Genomic DNA, 15,114 nt, shown 5'->3' with positions numbered 1-15,114 from the left:
CATGGAGGCATGGTGACGTCAACCACCCAACGGTCGCGACGCACGCAGGCACAACGTCGCGACGCCGCCCGCATCGCCATCCTCGAGACCGCGATCCACCTGCTCGCCGACGGCGGCTACGGGAACATGACGCTTGCCGATCTAGGTGAGCGCGCCGGCTACAGCCGGAGTCTGGCCACGCACTACTTCGGCTCCAAGCCGAAGCTGCTTGCGGCGATCATCGACCACGTGCTCAGGGAGAGTCCGCCAGCGGCGCTGGATGACAACGTCCGCGGGGCCGAGCGCATCGAGGCTGAGATCATCGGGCTGTTCGACGGCCTGACCGCCAACCCGTCGGCGGCCCGCGCCTACATCGTCATCGCCCACGAGGCGGCCACCTCCCTGCGGGAACTCCTGCCGGTGATCCACCAGCAGAACATCGCGTTCCGGGGGCGTATCGAGTCCGCACTCAGCGAGGGCATCGAGCTCGAAACGATCCGGGCGGGCCTTGACCCGGCATCGGTGAGCATCGCGGTGATGGCCATGATCCGAGGCATTACGTGGGAATGGTTCACCGACATCACCCTCGATCTGGCGGCATGCAAGCAGGCGATCCTCGACCAGGCCCGTGTGTTGTGCACAGCCACCAGCGGCTGAGCACCGGGGCGGGAGCTGAGCTGCGCTCAGCAGGCGTCCCGCCACCGGACGGACCGCCTCCACGGATCGGACCGCCTCCACGGATCGGTCCGCCTCGTGACCTTCTCAGCAGTGACCCATCCAGCGGAGGTACCCGATGACGACTCCGGCGTTCGACTCGTTGTTCGACATCCGTGACCGTGTGGTGGTCGTGACCGGCGCCAGCAGCGGCATCGGTCGGATGCTTGCGCACGGCCTGACGGCGGTGGGCGCGAAGGTGGTGCTCGCCGCGCGCCGCGAGAACCGGCTGCGCGACCTCGTCGCCGAGATTGCCAAGGAGATCGGCGAGGACGGGAGAGCCGTCCCGGTCGCCTGCGACATCTCCGACGATGCCGGCCGCGCCCGGCTGGTGGACCAGGCCGTCCGGGAATTCGGTGGGATCGACGGGCTGGTCAACAACGCCGGCATCAGCGGGAGCGGCTTGCCTGCCACCCGGCAGAGCACCGAGGAGTTTCGGGAGGTGCTGGAGGTCGACCTCGTCGCGCCGTTCGACCTGGCCAAACGGTGCCTGGTGTCGATGCGGGAGCGAGGCGGTGGCTCGATTGTCAACGTCACGTCCACCGCGGCGGTCACGACCACCGGAACGGGTATCCCCCAGGCTGCCTACTGCGCCGCCAAGGCCGGGCTCGCGCATCTGACCCGCGAGCTGGCCGTGCAGTGGGGCCGCTACCTCGTCCGGGTGAACGCCTTCGCCCCCGGCTTCTTCGCCACCGAGATGACGGAACTGATGACGGACGCCGACGGGATGCCGCCGGACTGGCTCACCGTCCGCCAGGCGATCAAGGGGTCGGCAGGTGCGGCGGACGCGCTCGGAACAGTGCAGTTCCTGCTCTCCGACGCCTCCCGTTTCGTGACTGGTCAGCACATCGTGGTTGACGGCGGCCAGACGATCACCTGAGCTCGAAACGCCCCTGCTCGCCGCCCGCCGCCACCGACAGACAGCCCTGTCGGTGGCACGCTGACATCGACGGCAGTCCGACAATCCGGACTGCACCGGATGAGACACCCCACAGGAGGGCCGGGTATGACCGACGCCCGTCGTCACGGACCGCGACGTATCCCGCCGCCAGCGGGCATGACCGACGTCGAGCGCTTACTGGCGTACCAGGAGATCGGGCAGCTTGCCGCCCGCTACGCCCTCGCGGTCGGCTCCTGCGACACCGAGGCGCTGGTCGAGCTGTTCGTCCCGGACGTCAAGGTAGGAAGGAGCGTCCGGGGCCGGGACGCGCTGCGGGCATCCTTCGACCTGCATCTGAGGGCCGCGCCCGTCGCCATCCTCACGGTCGGCCAGCACGTCATCAACCTGCTTGAGCCGGAGCGCGCCGCGGGAACGGTCTACTGCATCGCCGAACTGGGGGACGAACGGAGCTGGCTACGCCAGGCCATCGCCTACGAGGACGACTACGAGCGGCGGGACGGCGAATGGTACTTCACGCGTCGTGACCACCGGCTCTTCTACGGTCTGCACCTCGACGAGCGGCCGCTCCTGCAGGAACCCGCGAGCTGGCCGGCGAGCGCCACCGGTCGCGGCGACATTCCGCAGGCGTGGCCCACCTGGCAGGACTACTGGCACAAGCCAGCGGACTGACGAGCCGCGACAGGGACGGCACGGAGCATGGACGACATCCTTCAGTCGGTCCTGGTCGGCACCGTGGCGCCAGCTCCCCCCACGCCTTCGCTCGTCGTGGTGTTCCGGCCCCGACCATCTGACCGTCGGAGCACGCTGAGTGCGACCCCGATGGCGGTGAGACCCCCTCCAAAGATGATTAAAAACAATGGAACGACTTTTTTGACCAGGTTGATCTGGTTACCCAGGTCCGTCGCGTAGCTTGCGAGATCGGCGACCGATGGTGGGGTCTGCGAGTAGTCGATGTTGAAGATTCGCGTCGTCGGTGGAGTGCGGACCAGGCGGGCGAGCGTTGCCTCTGCCCCGGTGACGGTCGTATTGCTGGCATATTCAGGCTTCGCGAGGATGGTCTGGATCCGGCCGATGCCGGCAAGGTCGGGCTGCGCGTAGATCGTCTGGTTGATGCGGTCGAGCGAGACGATCGCGCCGGTCCGTGGTTCGACAAGGAGCCGAGTGTCCACGTCGAGCAGGTAGTTCAGCGCGATCGGCTGGCTGATGACCGAAACGATCTCGGCCTGGTCGGCTGCGGACAGTTGAGGGAGTACCTGCGTCGCGAATTGCTGCGGGTCCAGGCCCTGCGCCTTGAGTTGGGGGCTGAGCTGCTGAAGCGTGAGTTGCCTGGGAATGCCCTGCGACTTCAGTTGATCGATGTAGTAGCCCTGTACCGGCGCTTTCTCCAGGCGTCCGTGCATCGGCCGTAACGTCAACCCGGCCCGCTCCACGCTCGGCCCGTCCTGCCGGAACGGGTAAGGTGCCCCCACTTCGTTCTTCCAGATCGAGTACGGCCCATCGCCGGCATCGAACGGCAGATTGATCGAGTAGTTCGGAGAGCGGTCGATCTTGTTCTGTGCCGTGTAGGCGTAGGCGCGCTCATCCGCCAGATTTTTCAGCGAGCTGCGGTCGATGACATAGCGCTGCAGGAAGTTCTGCTCCGGCAGAGGTCCGATTTTTTCGACGTCGTCCTCCTGAACCACGACCTTCGATGTCGACGACTCGACGACATGGACTCGACGCTTGATGTCGAGCGGGAATGGCGTCGGGCTAGGTTGCGGCGCCGCTGTTGCCGGATCGGCGTAGAGCGTGAGCGTGCCGGTCGCGTACACGGTCTTGTCCAGGTCATCGGGGTACTTCACAAGCTGGCCGGGGGCGACAAACCGCCAGGCGCCTGCGATCACGAGGAGAAGCATCCCGATCGTGACGAGTAATTTCGAGATACGACGCACGCTGGGAGCCTCCGCTGCGTGGGAATTGAGAGTTGCTGCGCGACTGCGGGTATGGCCGCAGCGACCGAGCGCTTACATCGCCGACCGCGACGTTCCAGCAGCAGCCGGGCGCCTGGTCTAACGTGCGCACGTCGGACCCGCAGGTTGGCATCACCGAGACGCTGTAGCGCCATGGCCACGGCCGTGGCTTCGCGCTCCCGCCAGCGGGTGTTCGTGGCGTGTGCTCACAACCGTGTCTCGACATCAGCACCCTCGGCCGCCGACTGAGGGTGCTGATCATACCACGGCAGGCAAGGTACTCGTGGAGTGATCCCGCTTCATCGTCGTCGGTAGCGATCAGCGCGTCGACATCGACCGCACCCCCTCCTCGGCAAGCGCCTGCGCAGGATGTCGGCCCGCGGGCCGGGCGAACCCGAGTGTTCTCGCAGGTATGAACCATAAGCCGGTTCAATACCGGCCCGCTCGTCGCGGTTGCGAACTATGACGACAAGGACCACGGCCGTTGTGTCGAACTGATGACCGACGCAGCACGGTCACGGCGGCCGTCGCTGGTTCCGGCCCCGGTCATAGCCGAGGTCTTCTATGTGCTGGAACGGGAGTGTGCCGACTCGGCTTATCGGCGTTGCCCTGGTCTGCGGAAGCGTCAGGGGACAGCGGCATCAAGGGCTTTGGCACCAGCTTCATTGTTCTCCGCTGGCCGGATGGCTCACCGGTGGTAGATGTCGCGGCGGTGGCCTATGTCGACGACGGTCACGGTTCGCGATATGTCGTCGATGCGGTAGATGATCAGATAGGTGCCGCGACGGGCGCTGAATCGGTCATCCAGCGGCGGCATCAGCCGCTTTCCCACCCGATAGGGTGCCTGAAGTAGCGGGCCGGTGATGAATTCGTACGCGGCTGCGGCGACTACCTCGGGGAGACGTTCGGTAGGCGCACGGCGCACCGTCGGAGTGGTGCGTAATGTGTGGGGTTGCGATACCCGGTGTGCTTCTTCGCTCACGCCGTGCGACGTCGGCGCCGCATAGTCTCGGCCAGCCCTTCCTCGGAGACGACATCCCCGCGGGCGAGTTCGGCGTCGGAGTCCGCGAGTCTGCGCATCGTCGCCGGATCGCTGAGGATGGCGAGCGTCTCCTCCAGCTGCTCCAGGTCCTCCACCGCGAGCAGCACGGCGGACGCGCGACCGTGTACGGTGACGGTCACCCGCTCATGGTGATCATTAACTCGACCTACAAGCTCGGACAGATGGGCCTTGACCTCTCCCAGCGGGAGCGTCGTCATGGTCATAAGTATGACCAAAACGATGGCTGGTGTCGACCTACTCAACCGTCTGTCATGAGCGGATCAGGTTCTGATCGTGCAGTCGGGCGGGTTGCCGGACCGTCTACAGCTGATTGGCGACGCTCCGTTACGCAGATGCTCAAGTTCGTGACAAGTATCGGGCCGCAGTACTCATTGCAGTACTCATTGCAGTACTGGAGATCTTCAAAAGCCCAGAGCCCCGCGTCCTGTGATCGACTGTGGGGCTCTGAGGTGCCTCAACCAGCGTGCGCTCGGAGGGACTCGAACCCCCAACCTCTTGATCCGTAGTTTGCTCTGGATCATCCGTGGACGTCCGCGGGGTTCGCCGGGTCCGGTGACCTGGGCTCGGATGTCCGTGCATGTTCGCTGGAGTCCGTGGCTGTCCGCGGGCTCGCCTGTCCGTGTGGCTGTCAGTCATGCCACCATCGGCGGAACCTGCCGGGAGCACGACGCCGCATGTTTAGGTCGAGCTATAGTCGACCTGTGTCGGTGGAGCCACCTCATCGGTGGACAATCAAGGCCACACCCGAACTGCGGGAGTGGCTGCGCTCGCTGCGCCAGACAGACCTGGACACCTATCGGTCGGTCAATGCGGCGATCGACATGCTCGCCGAGATCGGGCCTGGGCTCGGGCGTCCGCTCGTCGACACGCTGCAAGGATCGACGATCAAGAATCTCAAGGAGCTGCGGCCGAGGTCGGGCCGCGACATCGCGATCCGGGTGATCTTCGTTTTCGATCCCTGGTCACAGGCGGTGTTGCTGGTCGCCGGCAACAAGGCCGGTGACTGGTCACGGTGGTACACGACTGCGATCCCCATAGCAGAGGTCGCATACGACAGGTGGCTGGCCTTTGAGAGAAAGCGGCGGGAGGGCTCGTGACCGAGTTCCATGACTGGGATGACATTCGTGCCGAGCTGCACGACGGCGACGATGAGGCGCTCGTCGCCGAGCGGGCGCGCACGGAGTCCTGGATCAGCGCCTTCCACCTTGGCGAGGAGCGCAAGCGGCTGGGGCTGACCCAGCGTCAGGTAGCCGAGCTGATGGGCGTCTCACCGGGGCGGGTAAGCCAGATCGAGAACGGTGACCTCGACGTCAACGAGGTCGCGACGCTGAGCCGGTACGCCCGGGCGCTGGGTGCCCGCATGCGGATCATTTTCGACTACGGTAACGACCTTCGCCAGATCGCCTGAGGCGCTGCCGGCACAGGTCACCGCCCGCCCGTCCGTCCGTCCGTGTCTGGTTGGCTGCGGAGCAGCCGGGAGCGTTGGGAGAGGCGGGTCGAGAGGAGCGGATGAACGCTATGACCTTCACCTTGCCGAGATCGAGATCGAGAGGAGGGACTACCGATGACAACGATGCGATGGGACGACGTCAAACGCCAGGCCGAGCAGACACGTGTCGCCGCCGGCTATCCGGTACGGACCAATGCCGACCGCGAGGCCGGGCAGCGCCGCCTCGACGACGAGATCCACGCCTACCGGCTGGCCGAGGTCCGACGCAGCCGTGCTCTGACTCAACGTGAGGTCGCCGAAACCATGGGTGTATCCGGCCCCCGCATCTCCGACGTGGAACGCGGAAAGCTGGACGTGGTGTCGGTGTCAGTCCTGCGCGCCTACGTCGAGGCACTTGGCGGACGGTTGAAGGTCACGGCCGAGTTCGACGACTCGAGCTACATCGTCGCCTGACATCGACAGCCGTCACCGAACAAAGCGGCAGCCCGTAACAAACCGCAACGAAGCTGCCCGCTGCTCAGCAAGCATGTGGAGTGTGGGTGCGCCGCCAGGGACTTGAACCCCGAACCCGCAGATTAAGAGGAAAGAGCGGATTGTCCATCAATGTCCGTGGACGTCCGTCCCCGTTGCAGTACAACTGCAGTACGGCACCGCTCCGGGTGCCAGCGACGGAAGGTAAGGATCGTCCCGGCCGGCATCCGGGTGGCCCGCATGACATCCCGTAGGCCGTAATCGTGACGCCCTTCGCAGTCGACGGGGATCTCGTCGTCTCCAGGCCACATGATGATCCAGACGCTGTGCTGCGTGCTACGGTGGGCTGAGGGGTCTTCTTCACGCCTGTCGAGGTGGTTGACAATAGTGCATCTCGCCGGAAGTTGCCGGAAGATCCTCCCCCGTGCCCGGGGGACGGGACGCAGGGGGAGGCCAGGATGAACTACGAGGTGCCGGCCGCCCTGGTTGGCGTTGATCTTGTCGATCTTTCGCCTGCTTCGCAGGCAGCACTCGACGATGCATTGGCGGAAGCCGACGCCGGTCATACCGAGTTGTACGACAGCGTCGAGGACTTCGACGCCGACTTGCGGGCTGCCGTCGTTGGCGACCTGATCGAGTATCCTCGCACGGCCTGACCGTTACTTCCGCTCCGTGAGCAGGCGGGTACTGTGCCGGTTGTGCCCACGTTCGAGCGGACCATACGGTTCCTGGACATGTACCGCCGGTTGACCCCTGCCCAGCGTGAGCGGTTCCTGCGTGCACGGGACATGTTCCTCGCTGATCTCCGTGCAGGGGTGGATTCCGCAAGGGGCTGCGGGTCAAGGGTGTGCGGACCCGACCGGGGGTGTATGAGATGACATGGGCACCCGACGGTCGCGCCACGTTCGCCTACGGACCGTCCAAAAGGGCGGATGAGCCGCACATCATCTGGCTGGAAGTCGGCACTCACGACATCTTTTGATGTCGTCGGCGGCCGGTAACCGCCAGGTGGTCAGGCGCCTTTCCAAGATCGTCGATCCGGTTCTGACCTGCCTCAACCAGCGTGCGCTCGGAGGGACTCGAACCGGGCATGGTGCGGATCTTGTTCTGTTTCGACCCGCGGCGGTCGAGCATCCTGCTCGTCGCCGGGGACAAAGCCGGGCAGTGGAACGCCTGGTACGCCGAAGCGATCCCGTTGGCGGAGCAACGCTACAAGACCTACCTGGTGGAACGCGGTCAGGAAGAGGGCGGTCGGCGATGAGTGGTTACACGCGGTGGGCTGATGTCCGTGTCGAGCAGGTCGCTCGGGCCGGTGGGGAGGATGCGGTCGCTGCCGGCAAGCAGGAGCTTCTTGCGGTCGCGGTGGGCCACCGGCTCGCCGAGGTGCGTCGGGCGCGCGGTCTTACCCAGCAGCAGGTGGCGGAGCGGATGGGGGTGACCAAGGGCCGGGTCTCGCAGATCGAGCAGGGTTCGCTCTCCGGTCAGGAGGTGGTCGCCAGGTACGCCGCTGCTCTCGGTGGCCGGCTGCACCAGGCGATCTATTTCGATGACGGGGACATTGCCGCGATCGCCTGAGCTGCTTGGCCGCCGCAACGTATCTGATCGCGTACTGGGCTGTAGCTGCGCCTGTTGCTACAGATAGCCCAGAGCCCCGCGCCGTGTGATCGGCTGCGGGGCTCTGACCTGCCTCAACCAGCGTGCGCTCGGAGGGACTCGAACCCCCAACCTCTTGATCCGTAGTTTGCTCTGGCCCTTCCGCTAGCGTCTGTGGACGTCCACTCCGTCCGCTGACCTCGTGCTTTCCGTCCATCGTCGTCCGCGGATGTCCAGGCTCGTCGGTCGGCTTGGCTGTCACTCTGGCTGTCAGTCATGCCACGTCGCGGACACGGGACGGTCGGCTGATGCTGAGATCCGGGCGCATACTGGGAGACATGGCGGAAGATCTTCTGGCCCTGGTCGTGGCCGACCCGGCAGTTGGGCACGGGCAGGCATGCATTCGGGGGACCCGGGTGCCGGTGAGCGTCGTGCTTGATTGTCTCGCCGACGGCATGTCGGACAAGGAGATCGTCGCGGAGTACCCGTCGCTGACCGTGTCAGGAATCCGTGCGGCCGCTGCTTATGGAGCGCGTCTGGCCCGGGAGGATCTCGTGCCCCTTCGTACGGCGCCGTGAAGGTCAAACTGGACGAGGGTCTGCCCGTCTCGCTGGCGGAGCGGCTCGGCAAGCACGGCGTCGATGCCGACACCGTGTTTGCCGAGCACCTGTCAGGCAGTTCCGATCCGGAGGTGCTTGCCGCCGCGGTCGCCGAGAGCCGGATCGTGTTCACTCTTGATCGTGGTTTCGGGAACATCCGTGCCTACCCGCCCGGGTCGCACTGCGGGATCGTGGTCTTCCGTCTTGACGATCAGTCGGCGCGTGCCGTGATGGCGGCCGTCGATGATCTGGTCACGCATCATGACCTCGCTGACCTCGTCGGCGCGGTGACAGTGGCGCAGCGCGGCCTTCTCCGGATCCGCCGCCAGACTGACTGACGGCGTCGGAGTCCGAAAATGGTGCAGCGGAGCACGCTCAATGACTGCCCAAGCTGAAGGTTGCTGCTGCAGTCGTTGCTGCACCAAGCCCAGAGCCCCGCGCCGTGTGATCGGCTGCGGGGCTCTGGCCTGCCTCAACCAGCGTGCGCTCGGAGGGACTCGAATCCCCAACCTCTTGATCCGTAGTCCTCGACGATATGTCCATTGATGTTCACCGGTGTAGGTCGCGGGCTCGGGGTCGTCCACCGACGTCTACGGACGTCCATCCCCGTTGCAGTACAACTGCAGTACACCGTCGTTTTCGCCCGCAGCGACGGAATGTGAGGAAGTGTCCGATCCGCCATCGAGGCGGCGTGGCGCGTGGCGCTCGCCGTCGTGCGCATGCCAATCATGTCTGCTACAGCCGACAGGGCGGTGAGCGTCCAGCAGGTAGGTGGTAACCCGGCCTGGCGACGGGCTGTGTTGCTGATCCGGGGGGCATTCGGCGTACTGTAGATCGTATGAGTCGGGTGGTTCACGTGCCTTACACCGTCGAGCAGGACGAGACCGGCTGGTTTTGCGCACATGCTGCTCTCCCGGGCGGCGGGGCCAATGGGGAGGGCCGGACTCGGGGCGAGGTGATCGAAGACCTGCGTGCAGCGTTGGAAGGTTGGTTTGCCGAGTTCGGCGCGCCGGGCGAGCTGGCGGTGACGGTCGGCGTGGCCTGATGCCGCCGGTCCCCGCGCTGCGTGGCACCGAGGTGGTCAAGGCGCTGGAAAAGGCCGGTTTCACCGTGTAGAAGACCTCCACCCGGCCGGCGCGCGTGGTCGAGGACGTGGCATTCGCCGGTTTCGAGACCGTCGTAGAGCCGGTAGCAGGCCGGCCTGATGCCCTCACATGAGAGCAGGAATCCCAGCGGCGCGTGTCAGTGCGGTTTGGGTTCTCCACAAGGATTACCGTGCGGTCTATCGGTAGATTATGACCAGAGTGGGGAATTTCGTGATCGTCCAGGTCTGCACGGTTCGCATTGTGCACTGCGGCGATCCCATGAGCGAGAGACGGTCAGGGCGTTGCGAAGCCGCTGCCGCTGAAGGCGGTGCAATGGTGGCGGGCTACCGTCGCGGTGTGACCCCTACGTATGTTCCCGTTGAGGTTAGCCAGATCGCCCGCTGGGCAGGCGAGGGTGAGTCCGATCGGCAGGAGTTCAAGGAGTCCACCGGGCAGCGGACGGAGGCCGCCAAGACGCTGTGTGGGATGGTCAACCTGCACGGCGGTCGGCTGCTGTTCGGCGTCACACCCGATGGCCGCGTGGCTGGTCAGGAAGTGCGTGAGAGCACGCTGGAGAAGCTGTATGAGGCGCTACGGGCATTCGATCCGGAGGTCACCCCGACGATCGAGACTGTCGAGATCGAACCGGGTCGCCATGTCATCGTGGTGACTGTCAGGCAAGGTCGTTACCGGCCGTACCGTTACCGGGGAACCGCGTACAAGCGAGTCGGCGCTGTCACCACTGAGATGGGCCGCGAGGAGTACCAGCGGCTGTTCCTCGAACAGGTGCATGCCAGCGATCGGTGGGAGATCGAGCCGGCGAAACTCACTCTTGACGATCTCGACTTTGGCGAGATCGTCCGAACCTTGGAAGACGCCATAGCCCGTGGCCGGATCGGCGATCCGTTCAGCCGTGACCCGGTCGAAGTGCTGCGCGGGTTCGGTCTGGTCAAGAACGGGAGGATCATCAACGCTGCGGTCGCGTTGTTCGGAAGATCGGATCGGCTGCTGCCGGACTATCCTCAGTGTCTGATCAAGCTGGCGAGGTTCCGTGGCGTTGTCCGTGGCGAGCGGATGGTCGACGAGCGGCAGGAACACGGCAACGCCTTTGCGTTGCTGCGTCGTGCCGAGGAGTTCTGCCGCCAGCACCTGCCGATCGCGGCCCAACTTGACCCGGACAGCATGGTGCGCCTCGACGAACCCGAGATCCCGTTGCTTGCGCTCCGCGAAGCGCTGGCCAACGCGGTCTCGCACCGTGATTGCAGCAATGCCGCCGGATCAATCAGCGTGTTCATCTACGATGACCGGATCGAGGTGACCAGCATCGGTCCCCTGCATTTCGGACTGTCCGTCGCGGACCTTTATGTGCCACACGAGTCTCAACCGTGGAACCCGCTGATCGCCGGCACGCTGTACCGCCGCGGCGTCGTCGACAGCCTGGGCAGCGGTGTCCAGCGCATGATTCGCCTTGTTGAAGGAGCGGGGCAACTCACGCCGCGCATCGAGGACACGGGAACGAGCGTCCGGGTCGAGTTCTGGCGACCGGGAGCAACTCCACAGTGGATCTTCGATCTGGGTCTGCCTCGCTCCGCCTTCGACGTACTGGTCATGATCTTCACGCGACGTGAGTCGGTCGCCCTGCGCGACATCGTGGCTGCTCTGCAACCAGGCGCTGGCTTGTCTGAACGGGACGTCCGAGACCTGCTACAACGTCTGCGAGATGCTGATTTGATCATGCTGCATGGGCGAGGTCGCGGCGCACGCTGGACATCCACCAGTAGAGGCCGGAGCCTGGCGACGCGGGGGTTCTCCCGACCCGGCGGCTGAGGTCCCGGCCCATTCTGGCGCATTCGCGCCTGCACCGTACGGCGTGAGGATGCAGGTCAAGCCGGTGGCGTAGGCGGCTTCGACAGCCGGGTCGGCGCATTCTCGGCTCATTCCTGCGCTCCGGCAGCGTGGATGTGCGCTCAGCCAGGAGCCGTGGTGTGCAGCGATCCACGTCAGCGCTACGCCTGACACGATGGCCGCGTGCGGCAGGGGCATGCCGGCCGGCACGTACCACCGGACCCGTGTTCACGATCTGAGGCACGCGTCGGCCACGCTGTTGTTCCGTGCGGGGGTGGATCTCAACGAGATCCGGGCGTTGCTCCGGCACACCCGGATCGCGACCACGGCTGACATCTACATCGATGTCCTGGAAGACGTCCGGCGCGGCACGGCGGCGAGCATGGATGGCATCCTCGGCCGGCTGGCTCCACCGACCCGGCCGGATGCTATGGAACGTGACGATGATGCGGGTGGCGGCGGGACGTCCGCGGGCTGATCGTTTCCAATTGCAGTACAAACTGCAGTACTGGAGATCTTCAAAAGCCCAGAGCCCCGCGCCGTGTGATCGGCTGCGGGGCTCTGACCTGCCTCAACCAGCGTGCGCTCGGAGGGACTCGAACCCCCAACCTCTTGATCCGTAGTTTGCTCGCGATCTTCCGTGGACGTCCGCTCGCGTGCGCCGAGCCTGGCGACCTGGGGCCGCTCGTCCACGGACGTCCGCCAGCGTCCACCGACGTCCGCCGGCTTGGCTGTCACGTTGGCTGTCAGCCTCAGACGTCCGGGAGGGTCGGGACTTCGACGCGAACCCCGGGGGGAGACGCCCCGCAGGGTGCGTCACGTGCCCTCCACGTCTTCGGTTCCTGCGGTGTCAGTCGTGGGGGTGGGGGGTCGGGTAGTAACGTTGTGCGGCGATCTAAGTCGATGTGCGTCGGGGGGTCTCGGTGGACGAGTGGGTGCGGGTGTCGGACGCGATCGGGTCGTTGCGGCGGGAGTTGGCCGCGACGCGACTGGCGGGTGCGGGCGAGTCGATCCGGTTTGAGATGGGGCCGGTGGAGATGGAGTTCGGGCTGGAGCTGCGCAAGGAGGGGAAGGGCGAGCTGGGCGCGAAGTTCTGGGTGGTGTCGGTGGGCGCGTCGGGTTCGGTGGGGACGACGGCGACGCATCGACTGAAGCTGACGATGACCCCGAAGGAAATCGCCTCGGATGGCGTGGGGGGCACGGTGCGCCGGGAGCTGGACGTGGCCGACGAGGACGAGGACGAGGACTGATCGGTCGGCGGCGCGGGGAACGGCGGCACGGCGGGTGACGGGCGGGTATTCCCCGGCCGGGATCGTGGCGGTTCGCGCGGGGGACGGGTGGAAGCGGCGCGGCTCGGGCTATCTGGTGGCGCCCGGTCTGGTGGTGACGGCGGCGCACGTGGTGTTCCGTCCGGATGGGTCACCGTGGCCGGCGGTGCAGGTCCAGGGACTCGCCGGTGAGGGCTGGTCACCGTCGGGGGTGGTGGTGTGGCCGGCGGTGTGGTCACCCATGTCCGCGGGGGCGGGCGAGGACGGCACGGACTCCCCGACCGGAGCAGATGACGACCCCGACGGGGTAGGTGGGCCGGAGGGCACGGCACGGCGGGAGGCCGCGCGTCCGGAGATGCCCGATCTAGCGCTGCTGCGGCTGTCGGGTCCGGTGGCCGTCGCGCCGCTGGTGCCGGTGGGGTGGGGGCGGTTCACCGGTGTCGCGGGCAGCGTGCCGTGTGAGCTGGTGGGTTTCCCTCGGGTGCTGCGTGATGAGGAGAGCCGGGTCCGTCGGCCGGATCATCTGACGGGGCATGTGAACCCGCTGGCCGGCGGGCCGGAGCGGATAGATGTGCACCTGGGCGACACGCGGCCGGATGGGTATCGGGGGGTGTCGTCGGCGTGGGCGGGGTTGTCGGGGGCGGCGGTGTTCGCCGGCGGGCTGCTGGTCGGGGTGGTGAAAAGTGACCTGCTGGATTTCGCCGGGGGGCGGCTGGCGGTCACCCCGATCACGGCGGTGGCCGACGATCCGGGGTTCACCGGGCTGGTCGGCGGTGGCGAGCGGGTGGTTCTGTCGTCGGTCGAGTTGGGGGGGCTGTTCGAGCCGCCGCGGGTTGAGCGGGGACGGCCGTCGCCGGCGTCGCTGCTGCGGCCCGCGCGGGCCGTGGTCGGGTTCTACGGCCGGCGGGTACAGCGGGAGGCGTTGAACAGCTGGTGTGCACAGCCGGCCGCCGGTCCGGTGCGGCTGGTCGTCGGTCCGGGTGGGCAGGGCAAGACCCGGCTGGCGCTACGGCTGTGCGCGGACCGCCGTCAGGTCGGCTGGGTCGCAGGGGTCCTCGACCCGGCCGCTCCGGCAGAGTCGATCGAGCGGGTGGCGGCGACCGCGACCCCGGTGCTGCTGGTCGTCGACTACGCGGAAACCCGGCTCGGTCACCTCCGGGCGGTGTGCCGGGTGCTGCGGCGGCCGGTCGCGGCGCCGGTACGGCTGTTGCTGCTGGCCCGATCCGCGCCGGACGACGCCGGCTGGTGGTCAACCCTGCGCGTCGAGTTCCCCGACCTGTGCGCCGGAGTCACCCCCGAACCGCTGCCCGCCCTGGAACCCGACGACGCCGACCGGGCCGCCACCTTCCACCGGGTGGTGGCCGATCTCGCGGCCGGCTGGGCGCAGGTCGACCCACAGACCGACTGGCCGGCGCTCGCGGCGGTCCTGGCCCCGCCCCCCGATCTACACGACCGCCGGTACGGGCTGGCGTTGACGTTGCACACCCGGGCGCTGACCGACCTGTTGCAGGCCGGTCCCCGGCCCGTCGCCGGCACCGGCCCAGACCGGGACATCTCCGATGTCCTGCTCGACCACGAGCAGCACTACTGGACTGACACCGCCGCCGCCGTACCTCTCCAGATGCCGGGGTCGCTGCTACGCCGGGCCGTCGTGACCGCGGTGCTGTGCGGAGCGGACGACGAAGACCAGGCGGTCGTCACCGTCGGCCGGATACCCCGCCTGACCGACACCGACGAGACACGGAAGCTGGCGGTTGCGGAATGGCTGCGTGACCTCTACCCCGCCCCGACCGGCGGCTACTGGGGGACCCTCGCCCCGGACCGGATCGCCGAACACCTCGTCGGGCAGGCGCTACGTCCCCCGCCCGCCGGCCAGCCACGTCTCGCCGCCGCCCTGCTCGCAGACGCGACAGCCAGCCAGCTCCGCCAGGGCCTCACCGTGCTGGCCCGAGCCGCGATCCACCAACCCCACCTGCCGGCGCTGCTCGCCGGCCTCCTCACCACCCACCCCCATGTCAGCGTCGCTGCCACTGCCCTGACCATCGACGATCTCACTGCCGTCATCGACGCGTTCCCGGACCGCTCGGTCGACCTCGCCACCGCCGCCACCACCCTCACCGAACTGGCCGTCACCCGACTCCGACCGGACCCGGCACGCAACATCGGTCTATCGGCCGACTACCTCCGTCTACTGAAC

The 15,114-nt window shown here is 66.9% G+C and carries 17 protein-coding genes and 2 pseudogenes; 16 read left to right on the top strand and 3 right to left on the bottom strand.

Annotated elements, in window-relative coordinates; all coding sequences use genetic code 11:
- Positions 1–9 precede the first annotated feature (9 nt).
- The 3 genes from U9983_RS06140 to U9983_RS06130 all read left to right on the top strand — a co-directional run bounded on the left by U9983_RS06140 (position 10) and on the right by U9983_RS06130 (position 2,263).
- Positions 10–636, top strand: coding sequence for a TetR/AcrR family transcriptional regulator (locus U9983_RS06140; RefSeq protein ID WP_322753090.1), 627 nt, complete (start codon positions 10–12; stop codon positions 634–636).
- 136 nt (positions 637–772) lie between these two features.
- Entirely contained in the window at positions 773–1,573 is an 801-nt protein-coding gene (locus tag U9983_RS06135) for an SDR family oxidoreductase (RefSeq protein ID WP_322753089.1), read from the top strand.
- 126 nt (positions 1,574–1,699) lie between these two features.
- On the top strand, positions 1,700–2,263 hold the full coding sequence (locus U9983_RS06130; protein ID WP_322753088.1) for a nuclear transport factor 2 family protein: 564 nt from the start codon (positions 1,700–1,702) through the stop codon (positions 2,261–2,263).
- 41 nt (positions 2,264–2,304) lie between these two features.
- Here the strand turns inward: U9983_RS06130 and U9983_RS06125 are convergent, their stop codons facing one another.
- The 3 genes from U9983_RS06125 to U9983_RS06115 form a co-directional block, all read right to left on the bottom strand.
- Positions 2,305–3,525 carry a porin PorA family protein gene (locus U9983_RS06125; RefSeq protein WP_322753087.1) on the bottom strand — a complete coding sequence of 407 codons (1,221 nt, stop codon included), beginning with the start codon at positions 3,523–3,525 and terminating at the stop codon, positions 2,305–2,307.
- Positions 3,526–4,231: 706 nt separating this feature from the next.
- Positions 4,232–4,525, bottom strand: a complete 294-nt coding sequence (locus U9983_RS06120) for a type II toxin-antitoxin system RelE/ParE family toxin (RefSeq protein ID WP_322753086.1) — start codon at positions 4,523–4,525, stop codon at positions 4,232–4,234.
- Positions 4,522–4,809, bottom strand: coding sequence for a type II toxin-antitoxin system Phd/YefM family antitoxin (locus U9983_RS06115; RefSeq protein WP_322753085.1), 288 nt, complete (start codon positions 4,807–4,809; stop codon positions 4,522–4,524). Before U9983_RS06115 ends, U9983_RS06120 begins: the two co-directional genes overlap by 4 nt.
- A 498-nt stretch (positions 4,810–5,307) precedes the next feature.
- On the opposite strand from U9983_RS06115, the gene U9983_RS06110 reads away from it, so the two are divergent.
- The 13 genes and pseudogenes from U9983_RS06110 to U9983_RS06050 all read left to right on the top strand — a co-directional run.
- The gene (locus U9983_RS06110) at positions 5,308–5,703 is read left to right on the top strand and encodes a type II toxin-antitoxin system RelE/ParE family toxin (protein ID WP_322753084.1); all 396 of its coding nucleotides are present in this window, start codon (positions 5,308–5,310) and stop codon (positions 5,701–5,703) included.
- Positions 5,700–6,014, top strand: coding sequence for a helix-turn-helix transcriptional regulator (locus U9983_RS06105; protein WP_322753083.1), 315 nt, complete (start codon positions 5,700–5,702; stop codon positions 6,012–6,014). Before U9983_RS06110 ends, U9983_RS06105 begins: the two co-directional genes overlap by 4 nt.
- A gap of 156 nt (positions 6,015–6,170) precedes the next feature.
- Positions 6,171–6,509, top strand: coding sequence for an XRE family transcriptional regulator (locus U9983_RS06100; protein WP_322753082.1), 339 nt, complete (start codon positions 6,171–6,173; stop codon positions 6,507–6,509).
- 476 nt (positions 6,510–6,985) lie between these two features.
- Positions 6,986–7,183 (top strand): hypothetical protein, encoded by a 198-nt coding sequence (locus U9983_RS06095; protein WP_322753081.1) that lies wholly within the window; start codon positions 6,986–6,988, stop codon positions 7,181–7,183.
- 422 nt (positions 7,184–7,605) lie between these two features.
- Positions 7,606–7,788 (top strand): annotated as a pseudogene (locus U9983_RS06090) (type II toxin-antitoxin system RelE/ParE family toxin); the annotation flags it as partial.
- Entirely contained in the window at positions 7,785–8,102 is a 318-nt protein-coding gene (locus U9983_RS06085; RefSeq protein WP_322753079.1) for a helix-turn-helix transcriptional regulator, read from the top strand. The pseudogene U9983_RS06090 and the gene U9983_RS06085, both read left to right, overlap by 4 nt.
- Before the next feature lie 326 nt (positions 8,103–8,428).
- Positions 8,429–8,698, top strand: coding sequence for a DUF433 domain-containing protein (locus U9983_RS06080; protein ID WP_322753078.1), 270 nt, complete (start codon positions 8,429–8,431; stop codon positions 8,696–8,698).
- Positions 8,695–9,057 (top strand): DUF5615 family PIN-like protein, encoded by a 363-nt coding sequence (locus U9983_RS06075; protein WP_322753077.1) that lies wholly within the window; start codon positions 8,695–8,697, stop codon positions 9,055–9,057. The genes U9983_RS06080 and U9983_RS06075 overlap by 4 nt, the downstream gene beginning before the upstream one ends.
- A gap of 518 nt (positions 9,058–9,575) precedes the next feature.
- Complete coding sequence (locus U9983_RS06070) at positions 9,576–9,764, top strand: hypothetical protein (RefSeq protein WP_322753076.1); 189 nt, start codon at positions 9,576–9,578, stop codon at positions 9,762–9,764.
- 397 nt (positions 9,765–10,161) lie between these two features.
- A complete protein-coding gene (locus U9983_RS06065; RefSeq protein ID WP_322753075.1) occupies positions 10,162–11,631 on the top strand; it encodes an RNA-binding domain-containing protein in 1,470 nt (489 codons plus the stop codon).
- Between the two features lie 214 nt (positions 11,632–11,845).
- A complete protein-coding gene (locus U9983_RS06060; RefSeq protein WP_322753074.1) occupies positions 11,846–12,127 on the top strand; it encodes a tyrosine-type recombinase/integrase in 282 nt (93 codons plus the stop codon).
- Between the two features lie 445 nt (positions 12,128–12,572).
- Positions 12,573–12,899, top strand: a complete 327-nt coding sequence (locus U9983_RS06055; RefSeq protein ID WP_322753073.1) for a trypco2 family protein — start codon at positions 12,573–12,575, stop codon at positions 12,897–12,899.
- A gap of 34 nt (positions 12,900–12,933) precedes the next feature.
- Positions 12,934–15,114 (top strand): annotated as a pseudogene (locus tag U9983_RS06050) (hypothetical protein); the annotation flags it as partial.

This window comes from Protofrankia sp. Cas3 (assembly GCF_963555955.1).
Classification (GTDB): Bacteria; Actinomycetota; Actinomycetes; order Frankiales; family Frankiaceae; genus Protofrankia.
The sequence above is the reverse complement of the archived record's forward strand: the minus strand, read 5'-3'. Positions and strand labels throughout refer to the sequence as shown.